The 24,442-nt window shown below is 38.6% G+C and carries 27 protein-coding genes; 4 read left to right on the forward strand and 23 right to left on the reverse strand.

Translation table 11 applies throughout. The annotated features are described in order from the left end of the window. The first annotated feature begins 38 nt into the window (after window positions 1–38). Window positions 39–830 (forward strand): biotin--[acetyl-CoA-carboxylase] ligase, encoded by a 792-nt coding sequence (locus BMZ41_RS07395; RefSeq protein WP_090528265.1) that lies wholly within the window; start codon window positions 39–41, stop codon window positions 828–830. Here BMZ41_RS07395 and BMZ41_RS07400 read toward each other — a convergent pair. From BMZ41_RS07400 to BMZ41_RS07430, 7 genes are all read right to left on the reverse strand, one after another. Further along, the gene (locus BMZ41_RS07400) at window positions 827–1,033 is read right to left on the reverse strand and encodes a hypothetical protein (RefSeq protein WP_090168177.1); all 207 of its coding nucleotides are present in this window, start codon (window positions 1,031–1,033) and stop codon (window positions 827–829) included. The two genes, BMZ41_RS07395 and BMZ41_RS07400, sit on opposite strands and share 4 nt — an antisense overlap. 20 nt (window positions 1,034–1,053) lie before the next feature. Continuing rightward, window positions 1,054–1,644, reverse strand: coding sequence for a helix-turn-helix domain-containing protein (locus BMZ41_RS07405; RefSeq protein WP_090528268.1), 591 nt, complete (start codon window positions 1,642–1,644; stop codon window positions 1,054–1,056). A gap of 173 nt (window positions 1,645–1,817) precedes the next feature. Beyond that, complete coding sequence (locus BMZ41_RS07410; protein WP_090528271.1) at window positions 1,818–2,516, reverse strand: hypothetical protein; 699 nt, start codon at window positions 2,514–2,516, stop codon at window positions 1,818–1,820. 70 nt (window positions 2,517–2,586) lie between these two features. Then, window positions 2,587–3,609 (reverse strand): Mbeg1-like protein, encoded by a 1,023-nt coding sequence (locus BMZ41_RS07415; RefSeq protein WP_090168184.1) that lies wholly within the window; start codon window positions 3,607–3,609, stop codon window positions 2,587–2,589. Between the two features lie 15 nt (window positions 3,610–3,624). Next, the gene (locus BMZ41_RS07420; protein ID WP_090528274.1) at window positions 3,625–4,587 is read right to left on the reverse strand and encodes a putative ABC transporter permease; all 963 of its coding nucleotides are present in this window, start codon (window positions 4,585–4,587) and stop codon (window positions 3,625–3,627) included. A gap of 55 nt (window positions 4,588–4,642) precedes the next feature. Next, window positions 4,643–5,044 carry a hypothetical protein gene (locus tag BMZ41_RS07425; protein WP_090168189.1) on the reverse strand — a complete coding sequence of 134 codons (402 nt, stop codon included), beginning with the start codon at window positions 5,042–5,044 and terminating at the stop codon, window positions 4,643–4,645. Between the two features lie 102 nt (window positions 5,045–5,146). Continuing rightward, entirely contained in the window at window positions 5,147–5,737 is a 591-nt protein-coding gene (locus BMZ41_RS07430; RefSeq protein WP_090528276.1) for a hypothetical protein, read from the reverse strand. Window positions 5,738–5,870: 133 nt separating this feature from the next. On the opposite strand from BMZ41_RS07430, the gene BMZ41_RS07435 reads away from it, so the two are divergent. Then, window positions 5,871–6,551 (forward strand): Crp/Fnr family transcriptional regulator, encoded by a 681-nt coding sequence (locus BMZ41_RS07435; RefSeq protein WP_090168193.1) that lies wholly within the window; start codon window positions 5,871–5,873, stop codon window positions 6,549–6,551. Further along, window positions 6,535–7,560, forward strand: coding sequence for a PAS domain-containing protein (locus tag BMZ41_RS07440; RefSeq protein ID WP_090528279.1), 1,026 nt, complete (start codon window positions 6,535–6,537; stop codon window positions 7,558–7,560). The genes BMZ41_RS07435 and BMZ41_RS07440 overlap by 17 nt, the downstream gene beginning before the upstream one ends. Here the strand turns inward: BMZ41_RS07440 and BMZ41_RS07445 are convergent. Together BMZ41_RS07445 and bioB are read right to left on the reverse strand one after the other, a co-directional pair. Further along, the gene (locus BMZ41_RS07445; protein WP_090528282.1) at window positions 7,550–8,851 is read right to left on the reverse strand and encodes a S41 family peptidase; all 1,302 of its coding nucleotides are present in this window, start codon (window positions 8,849–8,851) and stop codon (window positions 7,550–7,552) included. The two genes, BMZ41_RS07440 and BMZ41_RS07445, sit on opposite strands and share 11 nt — an antisense overlap. An 86-nt stretch (window positions 8,852–8,937) precedes the next feature. Beyond that, window positions 8,938–9,894: a biotin synthase BioB gene (bioB, locus tag BMZ41_RS07450; RefSeq protein ID WP_090528285.1), complete on the reverse strand. Its 957-nt coding sequence runs from the start codon at window positions 9,892–9,894 to the stop codon at window positions 8,938–8,940. Between the two features lie 148 nt (window positions 9,895–10,042). Here bioB and BMZ41_RS07455 point away from each other — a divergent pair, with 148 nt between their 5' ends. After that, window positions 10,043–10,600 carry a biotin transporter BioY gene (locus tag BMZ41_RS07455; RefSeq protein ID WP_090168200.1) on the forward strand — a complete coding sequence of 186 codons (558 nt, stop codon included), beginning with the start codon at window positions 10,043–10,045 and terminating at the stop codon, window positions 10,598–10,600. 14 nt (window positions 10,601–10,614) lie between these two features. Here BMZ41_RS07455 and BMZ41_RS07460 read toward each other — a convergent pair whose 3' ends face one another. The 14 genes from BMZ41_RS07460 to BMZ41_RS07525 form a co-directional block, all read right to left on the reverse strand. Then, window positions 10,615–11,301, reverse strand: a complete 687-nt coding sequence (locus BMZ41_RS07460) for a DNA alkylation repair protein (RefSeq protein WP_090528288.1) — start codon at window positions 11,299–11,301, stop codon at window positions 10,615–10,617. A 20-nt stretch (window positions 11,302–11,321) separates the two neighbouring features. Further along, window positions 11,322–11,993: a methyltransferase family protein gene (locus BMZ41_RS07465; RefSeq protein ID WP_090168205.1), complete on the reverse strand. Its 672-nt coding sequence runs from the start codon at window positions 11,991–11,993 to the stop codon at window positions 11,322–11,324. Between the two features lie 19 nt (window positions 11,994–12,012). After that, on the reverse strand, window positions 12,013–12,597 hold the full coding sequence (locus BMZ41_RS07470) for an ATP-binding cassette domain-containing protein (protein ID WP_090528292.1): 585 nt from the start codon (window positions 12,595–12,597) through the stop codon (window positions 12,013–12,015). A 75-nt stretch (window positions 12,598–12,672) separates the two neighbouring features. Then, window positions 12,673–14,655 carry a methyl-accepting chemotaxis protein gene (locus BMZ41_RS07475; protein WP_090528295.1) on the reverse strand — a complete coding sequence of 661 codons (1,983 nt, stop codon included), beginning with the start codon at window positions 14,653–14,655 and terminating at the stop codon, window positions 12,673–12,675. Between the two features lie 151 nt (window positions 14,656–14,806). Next, window positions 14,807–15,625, reverse strand: coding sequence for an N-acetylmuramoyl-L-alanine amidase family protein (locus BMZ41_RS07480; RefSeq protein ID WP_242942025.1), 819 nt, complete (start codon window positions 15,623–15,625; stop codon window positions 14,807–14,809). Between the two features lie 76 nt (window positions 15,626–15,701). Then, the gene (gene dhaK, locus BMZ41_RS07485; RefSeq protein ID WP_090168209.1) at window positions 15,702–16,697 is read right to left on the reverse strand and encodes a dihydroxyacetone kinase subunit DhaK; all 996 of its coding nucleotides are present in this window, start codon (window positions 16,695–16,697) and stop codon (window positions 15,702–15,704) included. A 60-nt stretch (window positions 16,698–16,757) separates the two neighbouring features. Continuing rightward, a complete protein-coding gene (gene dhaM / locus BMZ41_RS07490) occupies window positions 16,758–17,150 on the reverse strand; it encodes a dihydroxyacetone kinase phosphoryl donor subunit DhaM (protein ID WP_090528298.1) in 393 nt (130 codons plus the stop codon). A gap of 34 nt (window positions 17,151–17,184) precedes the next feature. Then, the gene (gene dhaL / locus BMZ41_RS07495) at window positions 17,185–17,805 is read right to left on the reverse strand and encodes a dihydroxyacetone kinase subunit DhaL (RefSeq protein ID WP_090528301.1); all 621 of its coding nucleotides are present in this window, start codon (window positions 17,803–17,805) and stop codon (window positions 17,185–17,187) included. A 116-nt stretch (window positions 17,806–17,921) separates the two neighbouring features. Then, a complete protein-coding gene (locus BMZ41_RS07500; protein ID WP_090528304.1) occupies window positions 17,922–18,953 on the reverse strand; it encodes a S66 family peptidase in 1,032 nt (343 codons plus the stop codon). Between the two features lie 33 nt (window positions 18,954–18,986). Continuing rightward, complete coding sequence (locus BMZ41_RS07505) at window positions 18,987–19,559, reverse strand: precorrin-2 dehydrogenase/sirohydrochlorin ferrochelatase family protein (protein WP_090168216.1); 573 nt, start codon at window positions 19,557–19,559, stop codon at window positions 18,987–18,989. A gap of 121 nt (window positions 19,560–19,680) precedes the next feature. Further along, window positions 19,681–21,729, reverse strand: a complete 2,049-nt coding sequence (locus BMZ41_RS07510) for an endo-1,4-beta-xylanase (protein WP_177184174.1) — start codon at window positions 21,727–21,729, stop codon at window positions 19,681–19,683. A 164-nt stretch (window positions 21,730–21,893) separates the two neighbouring features. Further along, window positions 21,894–22,643: a hypothetical protein gene (locus BMZ41_RS07515; RefSeq protein WP_090528307.1), complete on the reverse strand. Its 750-nt coding sequence runs from the start codon at window positions 22,641–22,643 to the stop codon at window positions 21,894–21,896. Window positions 22,644–22,754: 111 nt separating this feature from the next. Beyond that, the gene (locus BMZ41_RS07520) at window positions 22,755–23,465 is read right to left on the reverse strand and encodes a hypothetical protein (RefSeq protein WP_090528309.1); all 711 of its coding nucleotides are present in this window, start codon (window positions 23,463–23,465) and stop codon (window positions 22,755–22,757) included. Between the two features lie 96 nt (window positions 23,466–23,561). After that, a complete protein-coding gene (locus BMZ41_RS07525) occupies window positions 23,562–24,104 on the reverse strand; it encodes a hypothetical protein (protein WP_090528311.1) in 543 nt (180 codons plus the stop codon). Window positions 24,105–24,442 lie beyond the last annotated feature (338 nt).

A 24,442-nucleotide genomic window follows, 5' to 3' on the forward strand; every position in this document is an offset into this window, starting at 1 on the left:
CTTTACCACACTAAAGTGCTAAATATAAGGGAAATAATATGAGTTCAAAAGACAAAGTACTAGAATTTCTTGAAAATAATAAAGATAGTTACACCTCAGGTGAGGCAATTGCCACTAGCCTTGGGCTTTCTCGTAATGCCATCTGGAAAGCTATAAATGAGCTTAGAAAAGCTGGATATTCTATAGATGCTGTTAGCAATAAGGGCTATAAGCTTGCTGATAACAATGATATTTTGTCTTCTGCTGGGATTATTTCCTATTTAGATGATTCGTTTAAGGAAATTTATCAGGCTGAGCCTGAGATGATTCGTATATACGATAACACCACATCTACAAACAGATTAGCAAAAGAAGCTGCCATTGCTGGAGCTGAACATGGCACAGTTATCCTTGCCAAGGAACAGACCGCTGGCCGTGGCAGAAAGGATCACTCCTTCTATTCTCCTGAAGGCGGACTTTATATGAGCATCCTCTTAAAGCCTGAACATCTTTCTACTTTAGAACCAGATGCGATTACAACTTTGACAGGTAATGCTGTTTGTGATGCTATTGAAACCTTAGTAGGTGTACGTCCGAGAATCAAGCCAATCAATGATTTATTTATAGACGATAAGAAAATCTGCGGCATCCTCACAGAAGCTGGCACAGAATTTGAAACTGGCGATGTTCAGTGGATTGTCGTAGGAATCGGCATCAATTTTGATTCAGATATTTCTGCCTTTCCTGCAGACATCAAAAAAACTGCCACCAGCCTTTTTGCTCCTGGTAAAAATACCATAACAAAGAATCAGCTGGCAGCAGCGATAATTAATAAAATAGTTGTTATTTAAGCTTCGGAAGCTTCTTTCTTTTTAGCTTTCATATTCAAATATATAGCTGCAAAAATACCATAGAAAAACATGAAGAAACCTGCTCCGTGAGCTATACCGATGAAGTATTCTCTATGAGTAATATGATTCATTAACATTGCTAATACCCAACCAATAAATGCCATTACTTTGTATCCATTTTCTTTTGTCATTAATTCTTTCATTTTATTATTCTCCTTCTCTCTTATAATCCTAAAAAGTTTTTACATACAAATACAACTGCGAGACTTGCTACACCTGCTATCAATGCAGAAGCTATCGTTACAACTGTAGTCTGATATGGACGCTTCCCAATTTCCTGCTGTTTGGTTGCCTCATCAAGTGTTTTACCATTCATAAATGACACAATCTCTTTGTAAGTACTTACATCATTCTCTTTTTGAAGCGTTCCAAGCTTTATAGAGAAATACAATGTTCCTATAATAAGTAACCCCTCTGGAACCAATGACCATAGCCCAATTAATAAATACGCTGGACCGAATGTCAAAATCAAAATAAGTAAGCACATCAACATTGCTTTTCCGTAGAACTTCATTTGATTTACATCTTGTTCATTAATAATCTTTTGCATCTTTTCTACATCTCCTTTGACTAATTGATCAATAGAGACATCAAATAGAGTACTAAGTAAAAGTAAGCTTTGGATATCTGGATAACTCTTTTCATTTTCCCAATTAGAAATTGTCTGTCGTGATACAAACATCTTCTCTGCAAGTTCATCCTGATTCCAATTAAGTGAACTTCTGTAATCCTTAATTCTTTTTCCTAGTTCCATTTGTGTCCTCCCTGTTGTTGACTCAATAGTATTCAAAACAAGATGTTTACGCCATCAAAAGTCTTTTACATTGCCCAAAAATGGGGATGTAAAAGTTTTTTTACATCCCCGTTTTCACTAAATTGTAGATGATTTTGCAATGCAAGTAAAGAAAAACACTTTCTAGTACCTCATTATATTTCCTCACTACTAAGTTTGACTTGTTTCTTTAAATCCCTGCCAATAGAATCCTCCATCCTCTGCACTTCCTTTTCTACATATCTGTCTACAAAGCCTTCCTTAAAATATGCCTCGTCGGCTTTCCTTTCTCGATTGTCCTTGTCCGTATTAAAATTCTCCTTTTCTTCCTCAAGACTTTCAGTCAAAGTTTTTACCAAATCTTCCTCATCCTGAAGATCATGTTCTTTCTTCAAATGGCTAAATAATCTACCATCATGTAAAGCCTTGTCCGCCTCCAGTTGCTCTGTAAGACGTTTATACTCTCGCTCGTTTGCTTTCCTGTCTTCAATATACTTACTTAAAACATCTGCTCTTTCAAATTCGAATTCACTCAATCCTTCATAATGACCTGATACATAGTTCTCAACTTCACTGTCAAACCATTGTTGGTCTTTATTTGAAACAGTCTGGCCATTAGCTATCTTGCCAAGAATTTCATCCATTCTGGATACATATTCCCTATATGCATCTGAATCCTTATTAAAACTAATCGCTTTAGACTTCTCAGTGCCTTCTTTCGAAAAAGAAACAGAACATGCCTCTTGCCTTTTTTCTTCTCCAAGTGCAGACACACCATTATTTGAAACACCATCTTTTCTTGATGGTATAACAGTTTGATTTGTTAAATTTAGATTTGAAGCTTTTACATCCATATTGAATCTCCATAGAAACAGGCAGGTTCCATCTAAACTTTAATTATAATTCCTAGATATGAAAACTATATTATTTCGTTTTACTAGCTTTTACCGTCTGCGAAATCGCCTTTAAGGATTTCAAACCGCCCTTCTTGAAATCTGTGAGTGTCAATGCTCCTGCTGCTTCGAATATCGAGAATAGTTCTTCCACAAAATTATCCATCTCATCTTCTGTCATCTTTGCAATACTATCCTTTATCCATTTATCAGCCATAACAGCTGCCTTTGAAATATTTTCTACTGTAACAAGTGTCTTTCCTTCCACACACCATGTAGCAATATTGTGCTGTAAAACAGCAACTGCATTGCTTTTAACCACTATAGGCTCACATACTGGTGTCATAAGAAGCCCCACAATAGTTTCCTCAGGCACAATACTTATAATCTTTGGAAGTATATCCTTAATAGTTTTGCTGGATGCCACTTTATCCATAAATCCTGGGCCATCATTACTATAAACAGTAAGTATTCTTTGCTGAATGTCTTTATTACACTTAGCAGCAGCAAAAACTGAAAGATGTCCACCTTTGGAATGTCCACCAACACGAAGTAATCTATCATTGTCTTTCGCTATACGATTAATGTATTCTACAGCCTCCTTCTCAGCCTCTGTTTCCTTGATTGCCAGCATGAAATCTTCCTTCCAGCCTACTACCGTATCGTCTGTGCCTCTAAAACAGATATAGCTTGTGCCATCAGGAAGCAAAAATTCCATAGCTGCGAACTGAAGAGTACGGGAGGTATCAATCAGGTTAACATAATTTCTAATTCTCACATCTTTATAGCGATTCGTTTGAGAAATTGCTTTTAATGTAATTGGAGAATCCTTGAGAATTGAGCCATCTCGAAAGCTATCCTCATCATAAATCTTCTCAAAATAGATATCGCTTACTTCTTTTATACTCAAAACTTTTGGAGCATCACCATCAAAAATACTATCCATCTCAACATAAGAAACACAGGATAGTACAAGATTATCTACTACATTGAAACCATCCTGCCAGAACTCCAAATCACCACGCCAATTTATATAATCCTTTATTGTCCCCATAGTTAATCCTCCAATTTACCAACTGCGTTTTTCAAGTCTTAAACGCTCATGTTCAATTTCATCCATCAACACTTTTGCAGGAACAGGAGCTGTACTCTCGTCATACAGCAATTCTATAAGCTGATTTTGTTTTTCTATTAGGTTGTTTTTTATAAAACTGGTTGGTTCTAAGTTTTCCCTAAGTTGCTCTCTTCCAGCTTTAATGCTTGCATCCCACTCAGCTTTATTCTTTTCATACTGTTGGTTTAATTCGTCTATACGTTTTTCAGCCTCAATTCGGAACTTCTCTGTCTCCAAACGTATTTCTTCCATTCGAGCCTTAACCTTTTCTGTGCGATAGATTACGTCAGGATATGCATCGGCAAATCGACGGTAAAAGATTGATCTATTACTAAGTAGAAAACGTACATCCTTGCTTATGGCCTCTGTATTATCTGCTTCACTGGATTCAACTCCAATTTTTACAAGCTTTAATACAAAATGAGAAACACTATAATCAGCAAGAATAATAACAGAAAGACAGCCAGCAATTATTTCTTTACTAAATAGACTTAATTGTTCAAAGAAGCCATATAAAACCGGATTTACGATATGGATAATAGCAACACCGCCCAAACCAAACAGAATCAGATTTCCAATCCACACTCTTCCATTTAGATTCATTGGTTTCTGGCTATAATCCCACCATCTAGCATGAAATCGCATTTCCATAAAGTAACTGGCAAGATATTCAATCAAGCCACATACAATCAAAGATATAGCAAAGGTGGTTCCTATACCTCTCTCCACAGGGGTGAGCCCAGCTACCGTGAGCGTGATAAGTGCAGCCCCTGCGCCATAAATTGGAAGCCATGGACCAATGAGAAATCCTCGGTTTATAAATCGACCAAACTGTCGATATTTCAACGTGACCTCAATGCACCATCCCACAAATGAAAATGTAAAGAATACCAATATCAGGTTTATGAAAAACTCCATATGCTCCTCCTGTCAGAACTGAAAATAGCCCTGAGATTTTCCTCAGGGCTTAATATTATTCCTCTTCTTCAAAATCAAATTCTTTGAACAGATACTTTCTACAGAATAACAGTAATGCTATAGCCAAGACTCTAACAAGCATACTTAACGATTCTTCATGACCCGCAACTATGCCTCTTGCTATTGCAAATATCAATACTTCGATGATTGTATTCATAGAGTGCTTAACAAGCATTCTTACAAACTCTATTACAATAATAACGCTGAAAGCAGATACCAAAAGTGTTTCCATATAAGCCAATGCTTCTGTATCCGGTGAAATAAATGCAAAGGCATCAATAATCAGACGATAGCCGCCGTATACTATTCCAACCAGAAGTATCGCTGCCACCAGCTTTTCAAGAATATTCGGTAGCCTAATAATTGTTCGATTAAATTTCTTTTTCTTTTCTTCCATACTGTTCGTCCCTCTATTAATGATCTAATATATACGAACTCTTCGAAAAAATTATACACAACTAATATGAAAAATCTGCAAAGTATCCTATGGATATTTGTTCTACATATCAATTGCTATAGTATGCATGACATCACCAGAAATTTTAACCTCAGAATCAGCAAATAATCCTGTCACAAATGGCTTTAATAACTGATAGTATAAATCCCCATCAAGGCCTGCTTCCTCAAAGTAGCTGGAATGAAGATCCATTGTTCTTATGATTTCACAGCTTCCATCAGCGTACTGATTCACCATAGAGGCTCTATCGCAAGGCATACCATCTAGCAAGATTTCCTGTAGTCTAGCACATGCTTCCTCTGGGCTTTTTACACCTTCAATTTTCATTGATTCACCTACAGATTTAACAGTAGCTTCTATCTTTTCTAATCGCTCATAGTTTTCCCTTGCAATGGCAGAAACTACACCTGCAAATCTCTTCTCAGCTCCATCCACCATTCCAAATAAAGATGCATGGATATTACTTAAATCTACAACCTCTTCTATCGGCGGAAACTCCTGGATAACATAGTCATCCACATCAGCATTCCAACCTTCGACCTTGGATAAATCAGCAAGAGCATTTATAACCTGCTGCAGGGTTATAATCCTGTTATACATAAGTGAATGAATCGGTCCTAAAAATGCGCTCATATTTTCTAACTCCTTTGAAACTTGTTTTTGTTCATTGACAGCACTTTAAACCATAATTCAATCGCAAATAGTTGCAAATGCAACTCTTCCCATCGTATTATTTAGGTAGTATATAGATAGGCAGGTGGACGCTATGAATAATGAGATTAGTTATAAAGATGTTGAGCTTTTTGAAAATATTAAGGGCGCTGATTTAGACAAACTGTTAGTCTGCATCCGCTCTTTCAAAAAGGAGTTCAAAAAAGGGCAGACCATTTACATGGAAACTGACCATATTTCTTATGTAGGAATCGTTCTATATGGAAGTGTTCATATGATAAAGAATGATATTTGGGGTAATAACACTCTATTTACCTTCTTTGGTCCTGGCGAATTGTTTGGAGAAAGCTTTGCTGTTCAAAAAGACGTTTCTTCATCGGTGATATTTAAAGCTGCAGAGAATACAAAAGTCTTATTCCTTGCGGCCTCTAACATAATTCATTCATGCCCTAATGCCTGCGGATTTCATGCTCAGATTGCTACAAATCTGTTTCACCTACTGGGAACTAAAAATCAAAAGTTCCTTAATAAGATAGAAGTCCTATCAAAGGGAAGCATCCGTGAAAAGCTTTTAGCTTATATTTCGCAGCTGGCACAGGAGCAGAATTCTAAATATGTTAACTCCCCTCTTTCAAGAGTGGCTCTTGCAGAATATTTATCTGTAAATCGCAGTGCAATGATACGAGAGCTCTCAAAAATGAGGGATGATGGAATTATAGATTTTGATAAGGATACATTTATCGTAAAGGAAGGAAATCATGGAAAAGAGAATTGATAAAGCGAAGAATGTAGGAATGGGAATTGGTTCAAAGGTGAAGACTGCGCCCTTGAAGAGACAGGATGGAGCTGATGAACTGTATCTTGCTCTCAAGCAAATAGAGAATCATCCTCTTAACATATTTGCCCTTGAAAATGAAGCTATTTCGAAAGTTCTTATGGAACTTAGAGCTGCTATGGAAAGCCGTGAAAACTTAATCGAAGCTTTGGATAAGGCAAGAGAACTCGCTATCCACTATGCTGAAAAAGGCGACTTGCTCTACCCTCTTCTCAAGCTTAAATATCATTTTGTAGGTCCTACAGACATTATGTGGACAGTAGATGATGAAATTCGCGATGAAATGAAAGCACTCTCTAACAGTGCAAAGGATTTCCCTTCACTTTTAGAAGACAGTACTTGGAACGAAAGACTTGATGTAGTTGTCACAAAAGCCGAAGACATGCTCTACAAAGAAGAAAACATCATCTTCCCTCTTTGCGCTAAGAACTTCACGATGCAAGAATGGGCTGACATAGCAAGAGACTTTGATGACTACAAGCCTTGCCTCATTGGAAAGCATCCACTATGGGAGAAAGCTACCCCCAAAAAAAACGTTAAGGATTTACCTCAGACTGGGGATATGATTAATCTCCCATCAGGTCAGCTTACTCCATATCAACTAGATGCAATGCTTAACACCATTCCAATTGAGCTTACATTTGTTGATGAGAATGATGTTAATAAATACTTTAACGATGGCGATGATATGAAGCTTTTCAAGCGCCCTCTTACAGCCCTTGATAGAGAAGTTTATACCTGTCATCCTCCTAAATTTGAGCCTATGGTTCGCTCTATAATTGCTGATTTCAAGGCTGGCAATAGAGACTGTATTGATATCTGGAGCAGCCGTGATAACCAGCCTGTATTAATCAGATACATGGCAGTCCGCGACAAAGACCACAACTATGTGGGCACTCTAGAATGCGTCCAGCCTATGGGATTTGCTGAGAAGCATTTTAGTCACTAATCAATTGTTTTGCTTTACTGAGAGCCTCCTTTGGGTCACAGACGTAGTCTGGCTCAATAGGCTCTCCTTTTTTGCTTTGTTCTATTCTATGCCAGTTTTTATAGGAAATAGTCAATCCCAGCTTAGAATTTGGCAAAGAAAATCTAAGTATATCTCCGTAGGCATCAGGAAGATTTCCAGAGGCCTCACCGATAACAGTTCCTAAATTATTATCTGAAATCAGCATTGTAAAATCCATTGCCGCACTGTAAGTATAAACGTCTGTGAGCATATAGATATTTCCCGAAAAAGCATTTTCCTTCTTCTGAATATCTACATGGTAAGGTTCATTATGTATGAGAAAATTCCCGTATCTCACATCACTACTCCAGCTATCATAACCATCTATATCCAGATACTGTAAAAATGCTTCTGCCACATAGGAATTACCGCCACCGTTTCCGCGCAAATCAACAATTATATTATTGATTCCTTTCTCGTTAACCTGATCAAAAAAGCCCTTTAATGTGCTCTCATAATAATCATCATAGTTACATTCTTCCAAGGTAAATACAGCGGTACTGGTTCTCTCATCTATTTCATAGCTGACCCACTCATCATCCTCTTCTTCGGCACCTTTTACCTGTTCATATGGCACAAATGAATAGTGATAATCCTTTTTTCCTTCTTCTGTATCGTAGGTAAATCGTACTCCATCAGAAGTGTCCACACCAACCCATTCAAGACATGATTCATTCTCAATAAAATGATCTACGCATGCTCTGGCAAACTCTTTGCGCTCATACTGAAAGATTTCTAAATAATCATCTACAATCTTCTCTGTTGGAATACCATTTATTTCCGATGGCAGTCCAAGCTCCTTTAACTGTGTGAAATCATCAATGTAATATGCATCGTCATCCATGTAAGAAATTCTAGAATGTCCATCATAGAGCTGATGCATGATTCTGCCTATAATTCTCCACTCATCAATAACGGTGTAGGTATCCACACCATCATCAATGACTTGCTGTCTCTCGGTTTTATATGCATCTTCCACAGCGGCAACATTCTTGTTATCATCCTCAAGCCATGCAGGATGACGTTCTCTTAGTTTTTTAACAGTAAAATCTATGTCTTTCAACACCTGCTTTTCAGTAAGCTCTGATTCTACAGGCAAAGAGGCTATGAATTTCTTTGTTGTTCCACGATATGGATTAATGAATAGTTGATAACCCAAAAACAAAATAAGAGCTATTGATAATACCGAAATAGAAACAATTACAACTCTCTTGGCTACTTTTGATTTCATAACATCTCCTTTAGACTCACCTTGTTGTCCTAACTATTTGCCACACTTTTATTAGATTGTAGATGATTATACTTGGTAAGTAAAGGTTATCCTAGACAGTATCCCAACTCCTCAATGGTTTTCAAATCCTGCTCGACAGATATCCCTTTTACGGTAAGCATATTTCCTGTAATAGTCGCATTACTGCCACCCTTGAAACAAGAGATACCTGTGTCATCCAGGTAATCTCTTCCTGCTGCAAACCTAATAGAAGCTTTAGGAAGAATATATTTAAAGATAGCAACGATGCGACGAACCTCATCTTTGCTTAGTCGTTCCCTATCCTCCATAGGTGTGCCCTTTATAGGCTTTAACATATTGATAGGTACAGAGTCAGGCTGAATCTCCACAAGAGCAAATGCCATATCAATTCTATCTTCCCAAGTCTCGCCTATTCCAAAGATTCCACCGCTACATAGTTCAAGTCCTACTTCACGTACTAGCTTCATATATTCAATTTTTTCATCAGTTGTATGTGTGCTACAAACTTTCTTGAAATATTCTGGGCTAGTCTCGATATTGTTATGAACACGCTGAACACCAGCAGCCTTTAAAGCCAGCAAATCCTCTTTATCAATCAAGCCCAACGAAATGCAAGGTGCCATGTCAGTTTCTGCCACAATTCTTTTTACATTTTCACATATCTGTGCCACCTCAGCTTTGTTTAATCTTCTACCTGAAGATACCTGACAATAATGAGCAATTCCTTTTCCCGAATGAGCTCTTGCATCAGCGGCTACATATTCTGCATGCCTAACTTCAAAAGTATCAATATCAGCTTTTGAACAGCTGGACTGAGCACAGAATTTACAGTTTTCTGAGCATCTGCCACCCTTAACACTCATTATGGCGCACATATCAAATACATCACCATTAAAATATCTTCTAAGCTCATCCGCGCCGCTGCATAACTCTTCCAATGGAGCCTCAACAAGTTCAAGAGCCTCTTCCCTTGTAATACTTCCCCCATCAATAATTCTTTCTGTCAATTTTTTAATGTCCATAGTTAGTCTCCCTTCACAAGTAATCTATGTAAATGATAATTATAAAAAAATAATTGTCAACCCATTAAGATTTAAAGGTTGACAATTAACATCTACTCCATTATTATCATTATTGTTATTTCAATAAACTACTTAGGGGGACTAAATTATGGATAACACAAACATTACTACAAACTCAAAGCAGCTACTACCTACAAAGCGTTTGGTTTTATGCAGCTTATTCGCTGCAATTCTATGCATATCAGCTTACCTTAGCATTCCAACTCCACTACCTATGGCGCCAAAGATTACTATGATGAACTTTATGGTGTTCCTTATTGCACTTCTTTTTCCTGTAGGTGAATCATTCTTAATCAGCCTTGTATGGTTTCTTCTTGGTGTGGTAGGCTTACCAGTTTTCATTGGTGGCGGTAGCGGCATCGGATATTTGATTGCACCTTATGGTGCTTACACTTGGGCTTTTCCAATTGTTATGGTGGTTCTTCCACTTATTCGCGGCAAAAAATATAGCCGACTCTGGTACACTATGTGTGCCATCATCGGCGTTTTGATTATCGATATTATTGGAATGTTATGGCTCAAAGCAACAATGAGCTATGATTTAAAAACTGCGTTCCTCACAGGCTTTATTCCATTCATACCTCTAGATCTTGTAAAGGCTGTTGTGGTAGCACAAATCATTCCAGCATTCAGAAGGCTTTTTTAAGCCTTCTTTTTTTGCTATTTAATCTTCAGCCCTCTCAAATATTCCTTCTGTTCAGGAGTAATACGATAACTTTCAATGGACTTTTGGATTGCCTTATTGTGGCACCACTGGTCCAATTTTTTATTCTCGATAAAGGTAATGGTTGCATCGTACTGCTTTGCAAGGGCTGTAGCAAAATACCAGGCTATCATCATGTTTACATAGTATTCCTCGGAATGAACTGCCGCCACCTTCTCAGGATAAGATAAATCAAAATCTTCATCTAGAAAATGTTCCATTAGCATCTTTATGCCAAAGCGTATACTATAGGTGTCGCCTGACGCAATCCATTCATCAATTATCGGCAACAGCTCGGCTTTGTGCTTTTTGAAAATCTTCGGAGACATCTGATCGCAGGTGGCCCAGTTATTCACATAAGGCAGGAATTGCTGAAGCATTTCCACACATTTCTCATAGTCCTTCATCTCCGAAAGAATAAATGCATGAAGCTGATTCTCATCAAAATAATCGTGGGGCAACTGCTTCAAAAAATCATCTATATCAGGTCTCTTTGCAAGTGTCTTTGCAAGCTTTCGTAAATCCGGAGTCCTTACTCCAATGAAATACGACACATCTACTGTAGGAATAAGCTTGGACTGAAAATCCCTGTACTCTATATCCTGAAGCTTCAAAAGCTCCTCTTTGATTTCTTCTGTAATCATAGACTCCACCTATATTATTCTCACCAGATAAATGGTATTACTCGATATTTCACTTTTTCCATATACTCCCTGTATCCAGCTAATCCTTCAGCCAGTACCTGCTCTTCGTTTTTGATTCTCTTGCTAATAATTGGGATATAAACAAGCATAATCACGAATGAAATCACGGAGCCAAGTACCAATGGCATTGCAAGGAAAAGTAACACTGTGCTCATGTACATTGGATGGCGAACTATTCCATAAAGACCTGTGTCCACCACCTTTTGATTCTCCTGGACTTCTACGGTACGAGATAAATACTCATTCTCCCTGAGCACTTCAGCATATAAAATATATGCTAACAAAAATAACACCGCAAAAATGTAAGAAAACACATCCGGCAAAACTATCCATCTAAATCTAAAATTCAGACCTGCCACTACAAAAGCAGCAATAAACATTAGTCCACTAAGAAAAACTACAGTCTTCTGCTCCGACTGTTCTTCTTTTGCATTTAGTCTCTTCTTTAAAAGCTCGGGACACTTAAACATCATGACAAAGCCTGCAATAATCATTGGTATAAAAAGAATCCCCATTAGCAGCCATCCCTGCCAGTAATAGACTGTGCCTGCTGGAATAAATATAAACGCTGCCAGCAGAACAATACCACAAAAGACCTTTGTCAGTGCCTGAACAATTAGTTTCTTTTCCATACTCAACCCCCTTATGAAATTATCCCAAGTTTATAATCTTTGCAAAATCCACTCCCTCTGGATTTCTTGTAGCCATGAGCAGTGGACGTGTACCACGAATCTCTAAAATATAAGCCTTGGCTTTTTCCTGCTCTTCTTCATTCATTCCTTCAAAAGGCTCATCCAAAACAATGAAATCTGCGGGAACAAAAAGAGCCCTTACAATCTCTACAAATCTGCGCTCCACAGGTGTCAGCTCAGAAACTGGTATGGTCTGTCTTTCAGCTGGAATAAACTTTGATAGTTCCTCTATCGCTCTTCCCTTGCTGGCCCATCTATGAACCTTTTTAACGTTCCAGATGGCATTCTTTTTCATTACAAGATTTGCATCAGCCTGTGAAACATAGGCACTCTGGAGTGTAGGATATTTGTAGTCTCCCATTCTGTGAATCTGGCCACTGTCTGGCTTTTCAAGTCCCATGAAAATTTTAAGGATTGTAGATTTACCGCAGCCTGCTGGGCCTGTAAGGCAGTAGGCACGGCCCCACTCTACTGTGAGATTGTAGTTATCTAAGACCTGCGCTTCCCCGTAGGATTTGCAGATGTTTTCTAATATTATAGTCATAATTCCCCCAATAAAAAATGTGTCATCAGGTTAGATTGTACCCAATGACACATTTCTTTTCAATTCGTTTATGCGTTATTTGAAGAACTTCATTTCTTCATTAAGCTGTTCTGCGATATCCTTAAGATTTGCAGCTGAATCAGCAAGTGTACTGACTGTAGCTGAAAGCTCTTCAACAGAAGCACCAGTTGTCTCTGAAGAAGCTGCGTTCTCTTCAGAAATAGCTGAAAGTGAGGTCATAGCATTTGATACCAGTGAATTTGAGTCTACGCAGGTCTGTGCCTCATCTGAAATTCTGGCAACGCTTCGTACTGTATCCTCGATATCCTGAAGCATTCCCTGTACTGATTCGAAGGTCTTAGACAATGCCTTCTGCTGCTCTGCATTACCTTCCATAACCTGAGTAGCTGCATTAACTGCCTGCTCTGCTTCCTGCAGTAATGCATCCATCTCTGCTCTGATTTCTGAAGCAAGACTATCTGAATCATCAGCAAGCTTTCTGATTTCCTCAGCAACAACTGCAAATCCCTTACCCATCTCACCTGCTCTTGCTGCCTCGATAGAAGCATTAAGAGAAAGAAGATTTGTCTGGGATGCGATACCTGCAATTCCTTCAACTCGCTCGTTGATATTTGAAACAGCATTCTGTGTTGAAGAAATTCTTGTAGAAATCTCATCAATCTTTGTGGTCATCTCACCACTTGTATTCTGGAGAATATCAAGTGAAGCTGTAGATGCCTCTGATGCTGCCTTCATTCTCTTGGCAAGCTCTGTCATCTCCACTGTAGAATCCTGAACGCTTCCTACCGCATCTGTAATCTTGTTAGTTCCCTCTGCTGCTGACTGAATATCTTCAGACTGCTGCACTGCACCACTTGCAATATGCTGAACTGAAGAAGCAACTGTCTCTGTGGTTCTTGCAATCTGATCAGCCATCGTTGCAAGCTCATCTGAAGAATCAGCAACTGTATTAGAAGAATTCTTAATGTGTCCCACAATTGTGGACAGCTTCTCTATCAGACTGTTTGTATTATTAACAATCTCACCAAATTCGTCTTTGCGATTTGTGTACTTATCAATTTTTTCAAAAATACCATCAGCAAGCTTTGCTAATGTTGCATTAACTGCCACAATTGGAGTCGTGAAACTAAGTGCCTGTAAGTATGCTAAAACAGCAGCCACTACAAGCAAAACCACACCAAGGATGATATTTGTTATTGCTGATGCTCTTGCCTCTGCTGTTACTGCAGAAATAGCCAATGCATCACAGATAATGTATCCCGTGATTGGTTCCCTTACATAGGAAACATAGGTTGGTTCACCGCTGGCATTACTGATATAAGTATCACTTTCCAAATCAGAGGTTATGTATGGAGATGACGCAAAACTAACAGGCTCATCATCTACTGCTATGTCATAGAAAGCATGAGAAGCAAGAGTTCCCTCATAATCAACCAAAAATGCCTCTTCACCATCTTCACCCAAAATATCTCGGAATTTTGATAAATCAAAACTTCTATGTAAAACGCCAATAACAACACTGCCACTCACATCATAAACAGGAACAGCAATACAAACCGATCTCTTTCCTGTTGATGAACTGGTCATTACTGTAGATGTGGCGGTATTTCCCTTCATAGCATTTTTCCAGTAATCTCTCTGAGAAATATCTGCCAGTTCTCCTCCATCACTTCTAAGAATCATCTTTCCCGTTGCATCAGAAAGTGTAATGGCATTTCCATCATTGAAATAGGCATTAATTATATCCATCTGGTGTTTTAACTGAGCACCGTTTTTACCAGATTTAACATATTCAATTGTTCCTGGGGATGATGCCAGAGATTTCATAGATAATTCCGTCTCAGCGAATATTTTATTTATCTCGCTTTCGAGGAACCATGCAGACCAGGCAAGTGTGATTTTTGCATCCTCCTTTGCCTTTGTTGTGGTTCTGACATAATTTATAGTTGTAGCAGTGAGAAGTGGTAATGCAGCAAGCACTACCATTGTAATAATCAATTTGGTCTTAACACTAGAAAGAATGCTCTTTTTTTGCATATTTACCTCCACAAAAAAATACACTACCGACAGTTACCAACTCTCCCTAGAATTAAAGAATCGCATTCATACTTGAATTCTACCACCTTTGGCAACATTAATAGTGTATTTTCTATGTAGATTATAAAATAAGATTATGAACGGCCATGGATTAATTAAAATAATTATCCAAACCATCGGCTATCCCCTTTGCCACTAATTGCTGATAAGACTCTGTTGCAAGCTTAATTTCCTCGTCTTTATTTGATATATACCCCACCTCTATAATCGAAACTGGCACCTGACTCCAGTTGATTACAGGCATTGAATCGACCTCAATAACCTGTCGTTTTTCACAACCTGTGGAGGTCACCATACCATCTAAAACACAGTCAGCCAGCTTTCTGCTGCTTTCATAGAGATTTCCATTGTATGGATTATCTGTAGTCTGGCAAACAGCAGATGCACCATGTACAGTGCTGTCATCAGAGCCATCTGCATGAATCCTGATAAAAGCCTCTGCCTTTGCTTCATTGGCTATATTGGAGCGCTCACTATTGCTTATATTTACATCATTGGTAGTACGAGTCATAACGACGGTATACCCTCGATTCTCCAGCTCCTTCTGCACCTTAAGGGCAATATCAAGATTTAACTGATATTCTGTAATACCTGTATATTTTCCAACAGATCCATCATCCATCTTAGGCTTTTTCTTGGTGGCCTCAGGACCAATTGGCTCCTTTTTCATATCTGGAGTCTGCTGCTGACCTGCATCAATGCAAACTACATGTCCCGTTCCAGGGGTAACAACCTTAATTACAGGCTCAGTAGGTGTCTGTGTGTCCTCTTCCGTAGTCTCCTCCGCAATATCCGCAAGCGGCTCTGCCTCTGTTCTAAAATCAACAAAGTTTTTCATAAGCACCGCTATAAGACAAAATAATGTGTAAATAAGTGCTATGCAAATAATTCGCTTTGTTTTTCTCTTCATAAACACTCCCCGCCAATATCAAAAATGGGAGATGGCTTATCACCATCTCCCCTATATTATAACAAATATTTACGAATTATACTTGAACAAATGCAGGTGTATCTGCAGGAGCATCAAGAAGTTTTTTCAGCTCGTCATCAACCTTCAAAAGAGTGATTGAAAAGCCTTCCATATCGAGAGAGGTCATGTAATTTCCTACAAGAGTCTTGTGAATCTTGATGCCCTTTCCATCAAGAACTTCCTTCACATGCTTGTTTGCTACAAAGAGCTCCATTAAAGGTGTTCCGCCCATACCGTTTACCATAACAGCAACTTCGTCACCTGAATTGTAAATGCCCTCTGCAAAAATCTTATTAAGAAGCTTGTCTGCAATTTCATTTACTGTACCAATCTTCTCGCGGTTTACACCTGGCTCACCATGAATACCAATACCGATTTCGATTTCATCCTCTGCTAAATCAAAGCTAGGCTTTCCAGCTGCAGGAACGGTACAAGCATCAACAGCCATACCCATTGAGCGAACATTTGCGATAACCTTCTCTGCTACACGTTTAACATCAGCAAGGCTTCCGCCAGCCTCAGCGCATGCACCAGCAATCTTATGAACGAAAATTGTTCCTGCGATACCGCGACGTCCTGTTGTCCATGTACTATTTTCAACAGCCACATCATCAGCTGTGATAACCTGATCAACCTCAATGCCCTCGTCACGAGCCATATCAGCTGCCATCTCAAAGTTCATAACATCGCCTGTATAGTTCTTTATTACAAGAAGAACACCCTTGCCACCGTCTGCCGCCTTGATTGCCTCATAAACCTGATCAGGTGTAGGTGATGTAAATACAGCTCCAGCAATAGCGCCATCAAGCATTCCCTTGCCAACATATCCGCCATGTGCAGGCTCATGTCCACTACCGCCACCAGATACAAGCGCAACTTTACCTTTAGAGCCCCCTGCTCTTACAACAACATCAAAACCATCAAGTCTTTTGATGTACTGTGGATAAGCAGCAACCATACCTTCCAGCATTTCATCAACGATGTTATCAACCCCATTAATAAGTTTCTTCATAATAAAATTCCTCCTCCTAATTGGTCTCTCGCCTGTTACACTCTCAAGCTATCTGCACTTTTATGGTATTTTTTTTACGCCACGGCAGTCCTCCGCCGCTTTTAGGACAGCCTCCAGGTCGCTGCCCACCATAGCGCTCACTGCCGCTGCAATAGTGCCTTCAACAAGTGGAGCATCAGCCAGCTTTACATTAATGTCCTCGTCCTCCAAAAGCTCAATAGCAGTTTCAGAGCTCATTACCCCGCTTCCTAAGTCAGCTAAAACTACTACACCATCTCCGTCATTAGCCTGACGAATTGCTTCGGAAATACGAATTGCATCTGTGCCGATAGTTCCATCTTCCAAGCCCCCTGCAGCCACAATCCCCTTATGTTCTGCTGCAATCTCGGAAGTCAAATCAGTTAATCCCTCTGCAATCTTTGGGCTGTGGGATACTAAAACCAGTCCTACCATAACAAATCCCCCTATTTGTTATATCGTATTTACGTTATGCCTTTAAAAAATCTCTAATTGTTTCCAGTGTCATTGTAAGAGATGTGGCACCTGGGTCCTGATGACCGATACTGCGGTCTCCTAAATAACTGGCTCGTCCCTTAGTAGCTGCAATAGTCTTTGTGAATTCTATACCCTCATTAGCAGCTACGCAGGCATCGGTAAGTGCATCAGCAAGACTTGCTCCCCCAGCAAGCTTCTCTGATAAGACATCTGTTGCAGGCATAAGTGCATCAAGCATGGTCTTTTCCCCTTTTTCTGCGTGGCCACGCTTCTGGATTCCAGCAATAGCAGCTTCCATTGCAGCTTTGAAGTCGTCCCCATTGACCTCTGTTTTTCCTGCAAAGACCTTTGCTGCCTCCATGTAGGCTGTGCCATACAATGGACCTGATGCGCCACCAACAGTTGACAACAAAGTCATTCCTGTCTTCTTTAACGCATTTCCGATATCAGCATCCTCTGGATCAACTTTTTCGATAACCGCCTGAAATCCTCTGGCCATGTTTACTCCGTGGTCAGCATCTCCGATTTCTCTGTCTAAATCTGTAAGAAAATCTTTGTTTTCAATTATTTTCTCTGCGATTAACTTCAGGCAATCATAGACTCTGGTAGACATAAAAAATTCCCCCTTCTCCTTAGAATTTCGATACTTAAATTATACCAAAATTTAAGGAGATGGGAGAATATTTTTTGACAATTATTTTAAGTTGTGGCTCGCTTGTTAGCTACTAGCTATCTATACTTTAATGTAATATTGGTATCTACAGATACGTGTACGTGTGAACCAGATATGATTGGCATGGCAGGTGCAAGATGACCTACATCTGCATCCATCACGATAGGTACATTATATTTTCCAAGGATTCCTGTTACTGCGTTATATTGATCTAATCCCATCATCTCCTGCTTCCAAGCAGCTGCTGGACGACCAATAATAAAACCCTTCGTATTTACGAACCAGCCTGCTCTATCGAGATTCCATAGTGCACGCCTGATTGACATTACATTCAAATCACATGCTTCCAGGAACCAGACAACACCTTTATCTTTGTAGCGCTCATTGAAAGCTGCCACCTGATCATATTTAGTACCAACAAGATTTGCCAAACAATCAAGGCAACCTCCAGTGATAATTCCTTCAAATTCAGGGACTCTGTTGGTCTCTTCTGCTCCCATGAACAGTCTTAATTCTTTTTTTTCGGTGAGATTATACCCAACAAATGGGTGGTCCTCATCCTTAAGCGATTCAACTTCAAAGCTGGCATAGCCAGAAACTGATGTCTTCTTCCCTGTGAAAATATCTAATGCATCCTGCAACGCTGGCTCCAACTTTTCCATTCCAAAGGCGCCAATGCTTGGTCCATAAATTGCTGCAGTATCGCAAATTGTATTAAGTAAAAATGTAAAATTAGTGTTATCGGAATAGCCCATGTACCACTTTGGTTTTGCCTCTTTGATGGCGTCAAAATCCACATAATCCAAAGTCTCACACATAAGCTCTCCACCACCACAGGTGATAAGCATGTCATTATTTTCGCTACAGTAAAACTCAGTCAGCTCTTTCCCGCAATTTTCCGGCGATGAGCTAATTCCAACCCCATCACTTTTTCTACAATTAGGCCCTTCAATTAATTTATAGCCCATTTTCTCAAAACGCTTTTCAGCAGAATCAAGACAGCTTTTGTACGGCTCAAATGCACACCCAAAAGAAGGGGCAACAAGCCCAATTGTTCCACCACTGCGCAAGTAGGTTGGATATTTCATAATAATTATTCTCCTTTTATATATCTAGTAAAATTAAAGTGTCATGCTTATAGACATCAAAAGCTCCTGAACCTCTTCATCGGTAGGAGTTCCATCAAAGCAAAGTGCATAATCAATCAGCTGCTCAAATGCACTGTTTTGATTTGCCTTGTTAGGAAACAGTTCCTCGATAGGATCCTTCCATTTTCCAAGCATCTCATTTAAATCGGCAAGCTTTGGTGTCAAAACTTCTTTTTCTTTATTGGCCAGAAATTTTGCTAAGGCAGAGCTTTTGCCGCTGCTGGAAAAACCGCCAACCAAATCTCCCTCCTTTACATAGGCAGGGAAACTAAAGGTTCCCAGCTCTGGATGCCCAACAATATTGACTGGAATATTGGAATCCTTGCACATCATGGATATCTGAAGATTGATTTCCTCATCATCGGTATCTACCACAACCATCTTGCGGCCTTGTATATCTGCTGGGGTAAATTCCTCCTTTGTCATAACCGTAACCTTAGCACCAAAGTCCAGAAGAGCGTCAGATCTTTTCAACACCACATCACTACCGCCGATAACCAAACAATTTGCCCCTTTTAAATCAACAAACATTGGAAAAAAAGCCATAACTCCTCCTTTGTAAAAGCTCCCACTTAGGTGTATTCTACCCTAAAACAATGAAGTAATTGTTATGGCTTTTCAATATTTTAAAATATTCGAGCAAAATGCATTCTCTTATTTTCCATTATTACTCTAATACATAATCAAATGTGTTTCCTATCTGGCCTACGCCTATGCTGCCAAACTCGATACTTCCTCCATTTGCAATGCTTGCGTTCCAGTCAACCGGTGTGATTACATAATAATCACCACTTGTTGTGACCTTTACATTCCAGCTAGAATCGATGTTTACCTGATTCTTATTTACCTTTAATGTCCATCCGTTAACTGTGTTTCCTGTGGCATTAGAAATCTTATAGCTTACTTGATAGCCGCCTCCCCAGTTATTGATTGTATAACTAAGCTCTAATCCCTTAACTGCTGGCTGTGGAACTGGTGTTGGAACTGGTGTTGGCTGAGGTGTAACTGACTGCTCAGCTACCTTCTCAAATACCCATTCCTGATTTGGATTGCCATAATATAACCACTGACATACATTGGTGCCTTCAACTTTTTTGTGCTCATAAACATCAATGTAACGCACTTCATTAGAAGACTTTGTAGTAATAGTATAAACACCATTTGTCTTGGTATTCTTTAATAAGAACTTCTGAGCATCTCCTCCATATGCATTGTAAATACCAATATTTGCACCATCTTCAGCAGAACCATTTGCTACATCAAGCATGAAGTCACCAAGCTTAGATGTGAGGGTAATATATCCGTCATTTGTATTCCTAACATACCATTTTTGACCATCAAGGCCTCTTCCTGTTCCAATACAAACATTTGCACCAGCCTTAGCTGAATCACCTTCAACTGTAAGATACTTCTGTGAATTTGTATTCTTTAAATAATACCAGCCATCATCAATATGTGCTGTTGAATTCGTATTTACGTTTTGTCCAGATGGTGTAGGGGTTGGCGTTGGCTGTGGTGTAATCGTTGGTTGTGGTGTAAATGAACCAGGATTACCAAATGTCTCTGTAAATGCCTTTACAACCTCATCATAGGCTGGCTTTGCAACACCAATATTTGACCAGATAAGTGGCTTTTCATTTCTAATCCATGTCTCTGCATCTGATGGTCCCCACCATGTGATACATGAAATGTTTCCACCATTCTTTTTTGCGGCGTTAATATTTTTAAACAGGCGATATGCGTAATTGTTCAAATCATAATCGCCTTTGTTTGTGATATCAAGCTCTGTGATCTGCACTTCAAATCCTGCACGAAGGAATGAGTTAAGTGCATTTGTATAATAATCTACTGAAGGAAAGCCTGTTCCAAGATGTGACTGCATGCCTACACCTGCACAAACCTTCTTCCCCTGATTGATGTAGTTTACTAATTTTATCACATCATTGACTTCCATGTATGTATTGTAGTCGTTGTAGAAAAGCTTAACTGAATTTGTAAGCTTGTACTGCTCAAGTACCTGATATGCGTAATTAAAAGCTTTCTTTACATATACTGCGTTTGTCTTGTTGCTTCCGTAAACAGCTTCCCAACCAGAATTCTGAGCATGAAGTGTCTCATTGCACACATCCCAATATACCAGTGTGCTACCGTATTTGCCTGAATAGAAATGTCCCATTACAGACTTAACATAAAACTCAAGACGAGCATCCATAGTAGCTGTATTTACAAATCTGCCATTTCCTGAATAATTCTCTCTGAATAGCCAGGTTGGGGTCTGTGAATGCCATACAAGAGTATGACCTCTCATCTTAAGACCATTCTCATAGCAAATTTTTACTGCTTCATCAACTGTTCTAAAATCAATTTTTGGGACATAACGCTCTTTGTAATTTGAAGGAATATAGTAACCAAGACGCTTTGCTTCATCAACCGAAATAAGAGTTGCCTGTCTGCTTCCCAAAAGGTAATCAGGCTTCATTTCATTACCAAGTGTTACTATATTGGAATCCTTTTTGATTGCATTTACAATTCTTGAATCCCTAAGCATGTGTGTATGCACACAGTTTCCAGAATACCCATATTTTGCTCCATAGGTCTCCATTAAATTGTAGCTGGCAGCGTTGGCATCTACCTTAGATACCATAAAAAATGTGCTGAAAACTAAGGCAAGTGCCAGTACTCTTGCCATCAGTTTTCTGATTTTGAATTTTTTCATACATCTTCTCCTTTTGTGAATTGTTGCCATACTTAATGCATATTCGGACTTTTTCGCCGCAGATGTCCGATATTACGCATTATTATATTGTTCGTGCAATTATATTCTAACAACTCCCCAAAAGTTGCTCTTATCAAAAATTGCTTTTGAATGCCTAAAAGTTGCTATCGCTTTTTTATAATTAAAATATTCGAGCAATATGCATTAACCAAATTTAAGGGATTAAGTATTCCTCCTGCGTTTCTAACAAAGGTCTCGTACTCATCATAATTAACATAATATTTTGATCCCCAGGAAGATATCTCCACCCATCTTTCCAGGTATCCATTATTCTCTCGCTCGATGATTCCTGTCACAGTAACATAGTGACTATTCACATCATCATATTTATGCTCTTTGGCTTGTTCATCAAAATATGTATCTTTGAATTTTCCATCAATATATTTATAAAACTGAATCCTATGAGAAGGCTTTAGATTATAAAATGCCCAAATTACCGGCATATCTTCTAATAATGCAGCTTTCATTTTGTTATACAATGAACTCACGCCTTCGCGTCCTCTCCAGCTAGCTTTTACATTTATATTAACAGACTTGCATTTTCGCTGAATATAGGATGACATTTGCCACGGCAAAACGCCCACCCCCAGATTCAAAAGAATCTTTGAGGTGGGATACATATCAAGATAATCCTGAACCAAAGTCATAAAATCATCTTTGGAAATCTGATTTACCTGTGCAATATAAAGATAAGAATTTATAGCAGCAACGATTCCGCAACCATATTTACTAATCTTGGGACGATAGGTTTCCGAAAAAAATTCCTGCCGCCCGCCAAACAACCTAAAAAAGCCATCATTTACTGATACAAATTTATCTTTTATTCCTATCCGAATTGCTGGTAGATTGTCCATATACATCATCCAATGATAAATAATCTTTTCTTAGTCACAAAAAACTGATTTCTTGTTGCCTTTTCTCATTTGCCAGGTAAGAATTCCAGATGAAATAAACAGCTAAACTCCCTAATCTAATATACTATAGAATGAATCAATATTCTGCTCAGGTAGTGTGACTGGGTCCCAACCCTGATCCTGATAAGCCTTGATATTTAGGTCGTTAGCAAAAACATAGTTTGAAATAATCTGTGCTCTTACCTTCTCTCTAGCATCATCATCACTAGAGACCTTTTCAAAATCATCAAAATGCTCGCCAAAAATTTCCTTAGCAGAATCAAGATAATTACTACCATCTTCAACTATATCCATGCTTGTCACTGAATATCCTTCATCAGTAGTTTTCATATGAATGCAGCCAGGATATGAACCCCCTGAAACACACTCAAGTGTATCTCCCTTCAAATCATAATTCATGTACCAGAAATCACCATATACCTTGATATCTTCTTTATTGCTCTCATCCTGATAAATAATATTGACGATTGGAATAGCAACATCTGCCGAATCATAATTTGCTGCAAACTCATCATTTATATATTTATACAATACACTATAAAACAACTCTGGACCTGGATATTCATATGCTGGAATTTTTGCACTTTCAGATGTGCTGTTATCAGCTTCTTCTGAAGCTTCCTCGGATGCCTCAGTCTCATTTGTTTCAGTTTGAGATGCAGTTTCCTGCTCAGACTTTTCACTCTGTGCCCCACAACCAACTAATCCCGTCACCAATGCACCTGCCATAACCAATGCCAATATTTTTCTTACTCTACACATTTTAAGCCCCCATTTTTTTCATCTTTCAATGCCTTATACACTGCTTATATAATATCATAATTTAAATCACAATAGTGTCACTGTGCCGCTTATTCCTTAGAGATATTCTGCTATTTTTGCTGCTACCACTTTAATATTCAAAGGTGCTTCTTCGTATTTAGATCTAATCATTTCACCGTTCACTGTCTCATATTGAACCTTCATAGGAATACTATTTTTATTTACTTCATAGGATTTTTTCCATTCATATATGTACTGCTCTATAGGCATTTGTATTGGCTGAACTATATTTTTTCGGCCTTCGCATAAACATCTATAGGTATCCTCAACACTATTTTCATTGTATCTCGATATTAAATTATTAAGAATTTTTTGCTGATTTTTAAGTACTCTTTGAATATTCAATTCATAATCCAACTGAGCGCGATTTTCGGCCAAATGTCTTTCAGACTTCTTTAAATATCGTGATTGTTTATCCTCAGACGTTTTCAAATAATATTGATATGTCATTCCTTTCTTAATAGCTCTGAGATTACTTGGCGGAACATTTCTTAAATTTGCCAAATTCCTTTCATTTTTTTCCAGAGCTTTATTTACTTTGCTCAATTCTTCCTGCGCAATTGCTACTAGGCTTTTCATAATTATTGACTCCTAACTAATTTTTTCTGAACAAATAAATCCGTTTTCACACTTGCATACTGCATTTTCCTTGCAGACTGCATACTTTTTGGCCTTTTCTGCCTTTTGGTATGTAGAAAGTGTTCTACCAATAATTTGTCCTTAATTGTTATGACCCATAATATTTAATTCAACCCAACCTGGAATGATAAAAGAAAACTAAAGAAATAATATCTATAGAATTATCATTTTGAGTAATCTAGGCTCCTATATTGCACCTATATAGTCATCGCCTAAATCAATAGTTGACATTGTAGCACATAGATTAATTAAAAAAAAGTTTTATATTTAAAATATAA

Origin of the sequence: Pseudobutyrivibrio sp. UC1225, assembly GCF_900115215.1 — a bacterium.
Classification (GTDB): domain Bacteria; phylum Bacillota; class Clostridia; order Lachnospirales; family Lachnospiraceae; genus Pseudobutyrivibrio.

What these genes read in the sequence shown, in the direction of transcription:
- BMZ41_RS07395 (WP_090528265.1), top strand. Translation starts at nt 39, where the DNA reads ATGAGTTCAAAAGACAAAGTACTAGAATTTCTTGAAAATAATAAAGAT.
- BMZ41_RS07400 (WP_090168177.1), bottom strand. Translation starts at nt 1,033, where the DNA reads ATGAAAGAATTAATGACAAAAGAAAATGGATACAAAGTAATGGCATTT.
- BMZ41_RS07405 (WP_090528268.1), bottom strand. Translation starts at nt 1,644, where the DNA reads ATGGAACTAGGAAAAAGAATTAAGGATTACAGAAGTTCACTTAATTGG.
- BMZ41_RS07410 (WP_090528271.1), bottom strand. Translation starts at nt 2,516, where the DNA reads ATGGATGTAAAAGCTTCAAATCTAAATTTAACAAATCAAACTGTTATA.
- BMZ41_RS07415 (WP_090168184.1), bottom strand. Translation starts at nt 3,609, where the DNA reads ATGGGGACAATAAAGGATTATATAAATTGGCGTGGTGATTTGGAGTTC.
- BMZ41_RS07420 (WP_090528274.1), bottom strand. Translation starts at nt 4,587, where the DNA reads ATGGAGTTTTTCATAAACCTGATATTGGTATTCTTTACATTTTCATTT.
- BMZ41_RS07425 (WP_090168189.1), bottom strand. Translation starts at nt 5,044, where the DNA reads ATGGAAGAAAAGAAAAAGAAATTTAATCGAACAATTATTAGGCTACCG.
- BMZ41_RS07430 (WP_090528276.1), bottom strand. Translation starts at nt 5,737, where the DNA reads ATGAGCGCATTTTTAGGACCGATTCATTCACTTATGTATAACAGGATT.
- BMZ41_RS07435 (WP_090168193.1), top strand. Translation starts at nt 5,871, where the DNA reads ATGAATAATGAGATTAGTTATAAAGATGTTGAGCTTTTTGAAAATATT.
- BMZ41_RS07440 (WP_090528279.1), top strand. Translation starts at nt 6,535, where the DNA reads ATGGAAAAGAGAATTGATAAAGCGAAGAATGTAGGAATGGGAATTGGT.
- BMZ41_RS07445 (WP_090528282.1), bottom strand. Translation starts at nt 8,851, where the DNA reads ATGAAATCAAAAGTAGCCAAGAGAGTTGTAATTGTTTCTATTTCGGTA.
- bioB (WP_090528285.1), bottom strand. Translation starts at nt 9,894, where the DNA reads ATGGACATTAAAAAATTGACAGAAAGAATTATTGATGGGGGAAGTATT.
- BMZ41_RS07455 (WP_090168200.1), top strand. Translation starts at nt 10,043, where the DNA reads ATGGATAACACAAACATTACTACAAACTCAAAGCAGCTACTACCTACA.
- BMZ41_RS07460 (WP_090528288.1), bottom strand. Translation starts at nt 11,301, where the DNA reads ATGATTACAGAAGAAATCAAAGAGGAGCTTTTGAAGCTTCAGGATATA.
- BMZ41_RS07465 (WP_090168205.1), bottom strand. Translation starts at nt 11,993, where the DNA reads ATGGAAAAGAAACTAATTGTTCAGGCACTGACAAAGGTCTTTTGTGGT.
- BMZ41_RS07470 (WP_090528292.1), bottom strand. Translation starts at nt 12,597, where the DNA reads ATGACTATAATATTAGAAAACATCTGCAAATCCTACGGGGAAGCGCAG.
- BMZ41_RS07475 (WP_090528295.1), bottom strand. Translation starts at nt 14,655, where the DNA reads ATGCAAAAAAAGAGCATTCTTTCTAGTGTTAAGACCAAATTGATTATT.
- BMZ41_RS07480 (WP_242942025.1), bottom strand. Translation starts at nt 15,625, where the DNA reads ATGAAGAGAAAAACAAAGCGAATTATTTGCATAGCACTTATTTACACA.
- dhaK (WP_090168209.1), bottom strand. Translation starts at nt 16,697, where the DNA reads ATGAAGAAACTTATTAATGGGGTTGATAACATCGTTGATGAAATGCTG.
- dhaM (WP_090528298.1), bottom strand. Translation starts at nt 17,150, where the DNA reads ATGGTAGGACTGGTTTTAGTATCCCACAGCCCAAAGATTGCAGAGGGA.
- dhaL (WP_090528301.1), bottom strand. Translation starts at nt 17,805, where the DNA reads ATGTCTACCAGAGTCTATGATTGCCTGAAGTTAATCGCAGAGAAAATA.
- BMZ41_RS07500 (WP_090528304.1), bottom strand. Translation starts at nt 18,953, where the DNA reads ATGAAATATCCAACCTACTTGCGCAGTGGTGGAACAATTGGGCTTGTT.
- BMZ41_RS07505 (WP_090168216.1), bottom strand. Translation starts at nt 19,559, where the DNA reads ATGGCTTTTTTTCCAATGTTTGTTGATTTAAAAGGGGCAAATTGTTTG.
- BMZ41_RS07510 (WP_177184174.1), bottom strand. Translation starts at nt 21,729, where the DNA reads ATGAAAAAATTCAAAATCAGAAAACTGATGGCAAGAGTACTGGCACTT.
- BMZ41_RS07515 (WP_090528307.1), bottom strand. Translation starts at nt 22,643, where the DNA reads ATGGACAATCTACCAGCAATTCGGATAGGAATAAAAGATAAATTTGTA.
- BMZ41_RS07520 (WP_090528309.1), bottom strand. Translation starts at nt 23,465, where the DNA reads ATGTGTAGAGTAAGAAAAATATTGGCATTGGTTATGGCAGGTGCATTG.
- BMZ41_RS07525 (WP_090528311.1), bottom strand. Translation starts at nt 24,104, where the DNA reads ATGAAAAGCCTAGTAGCAATTGCGCAGGAAGAATTGAGCAAAGTAAAT.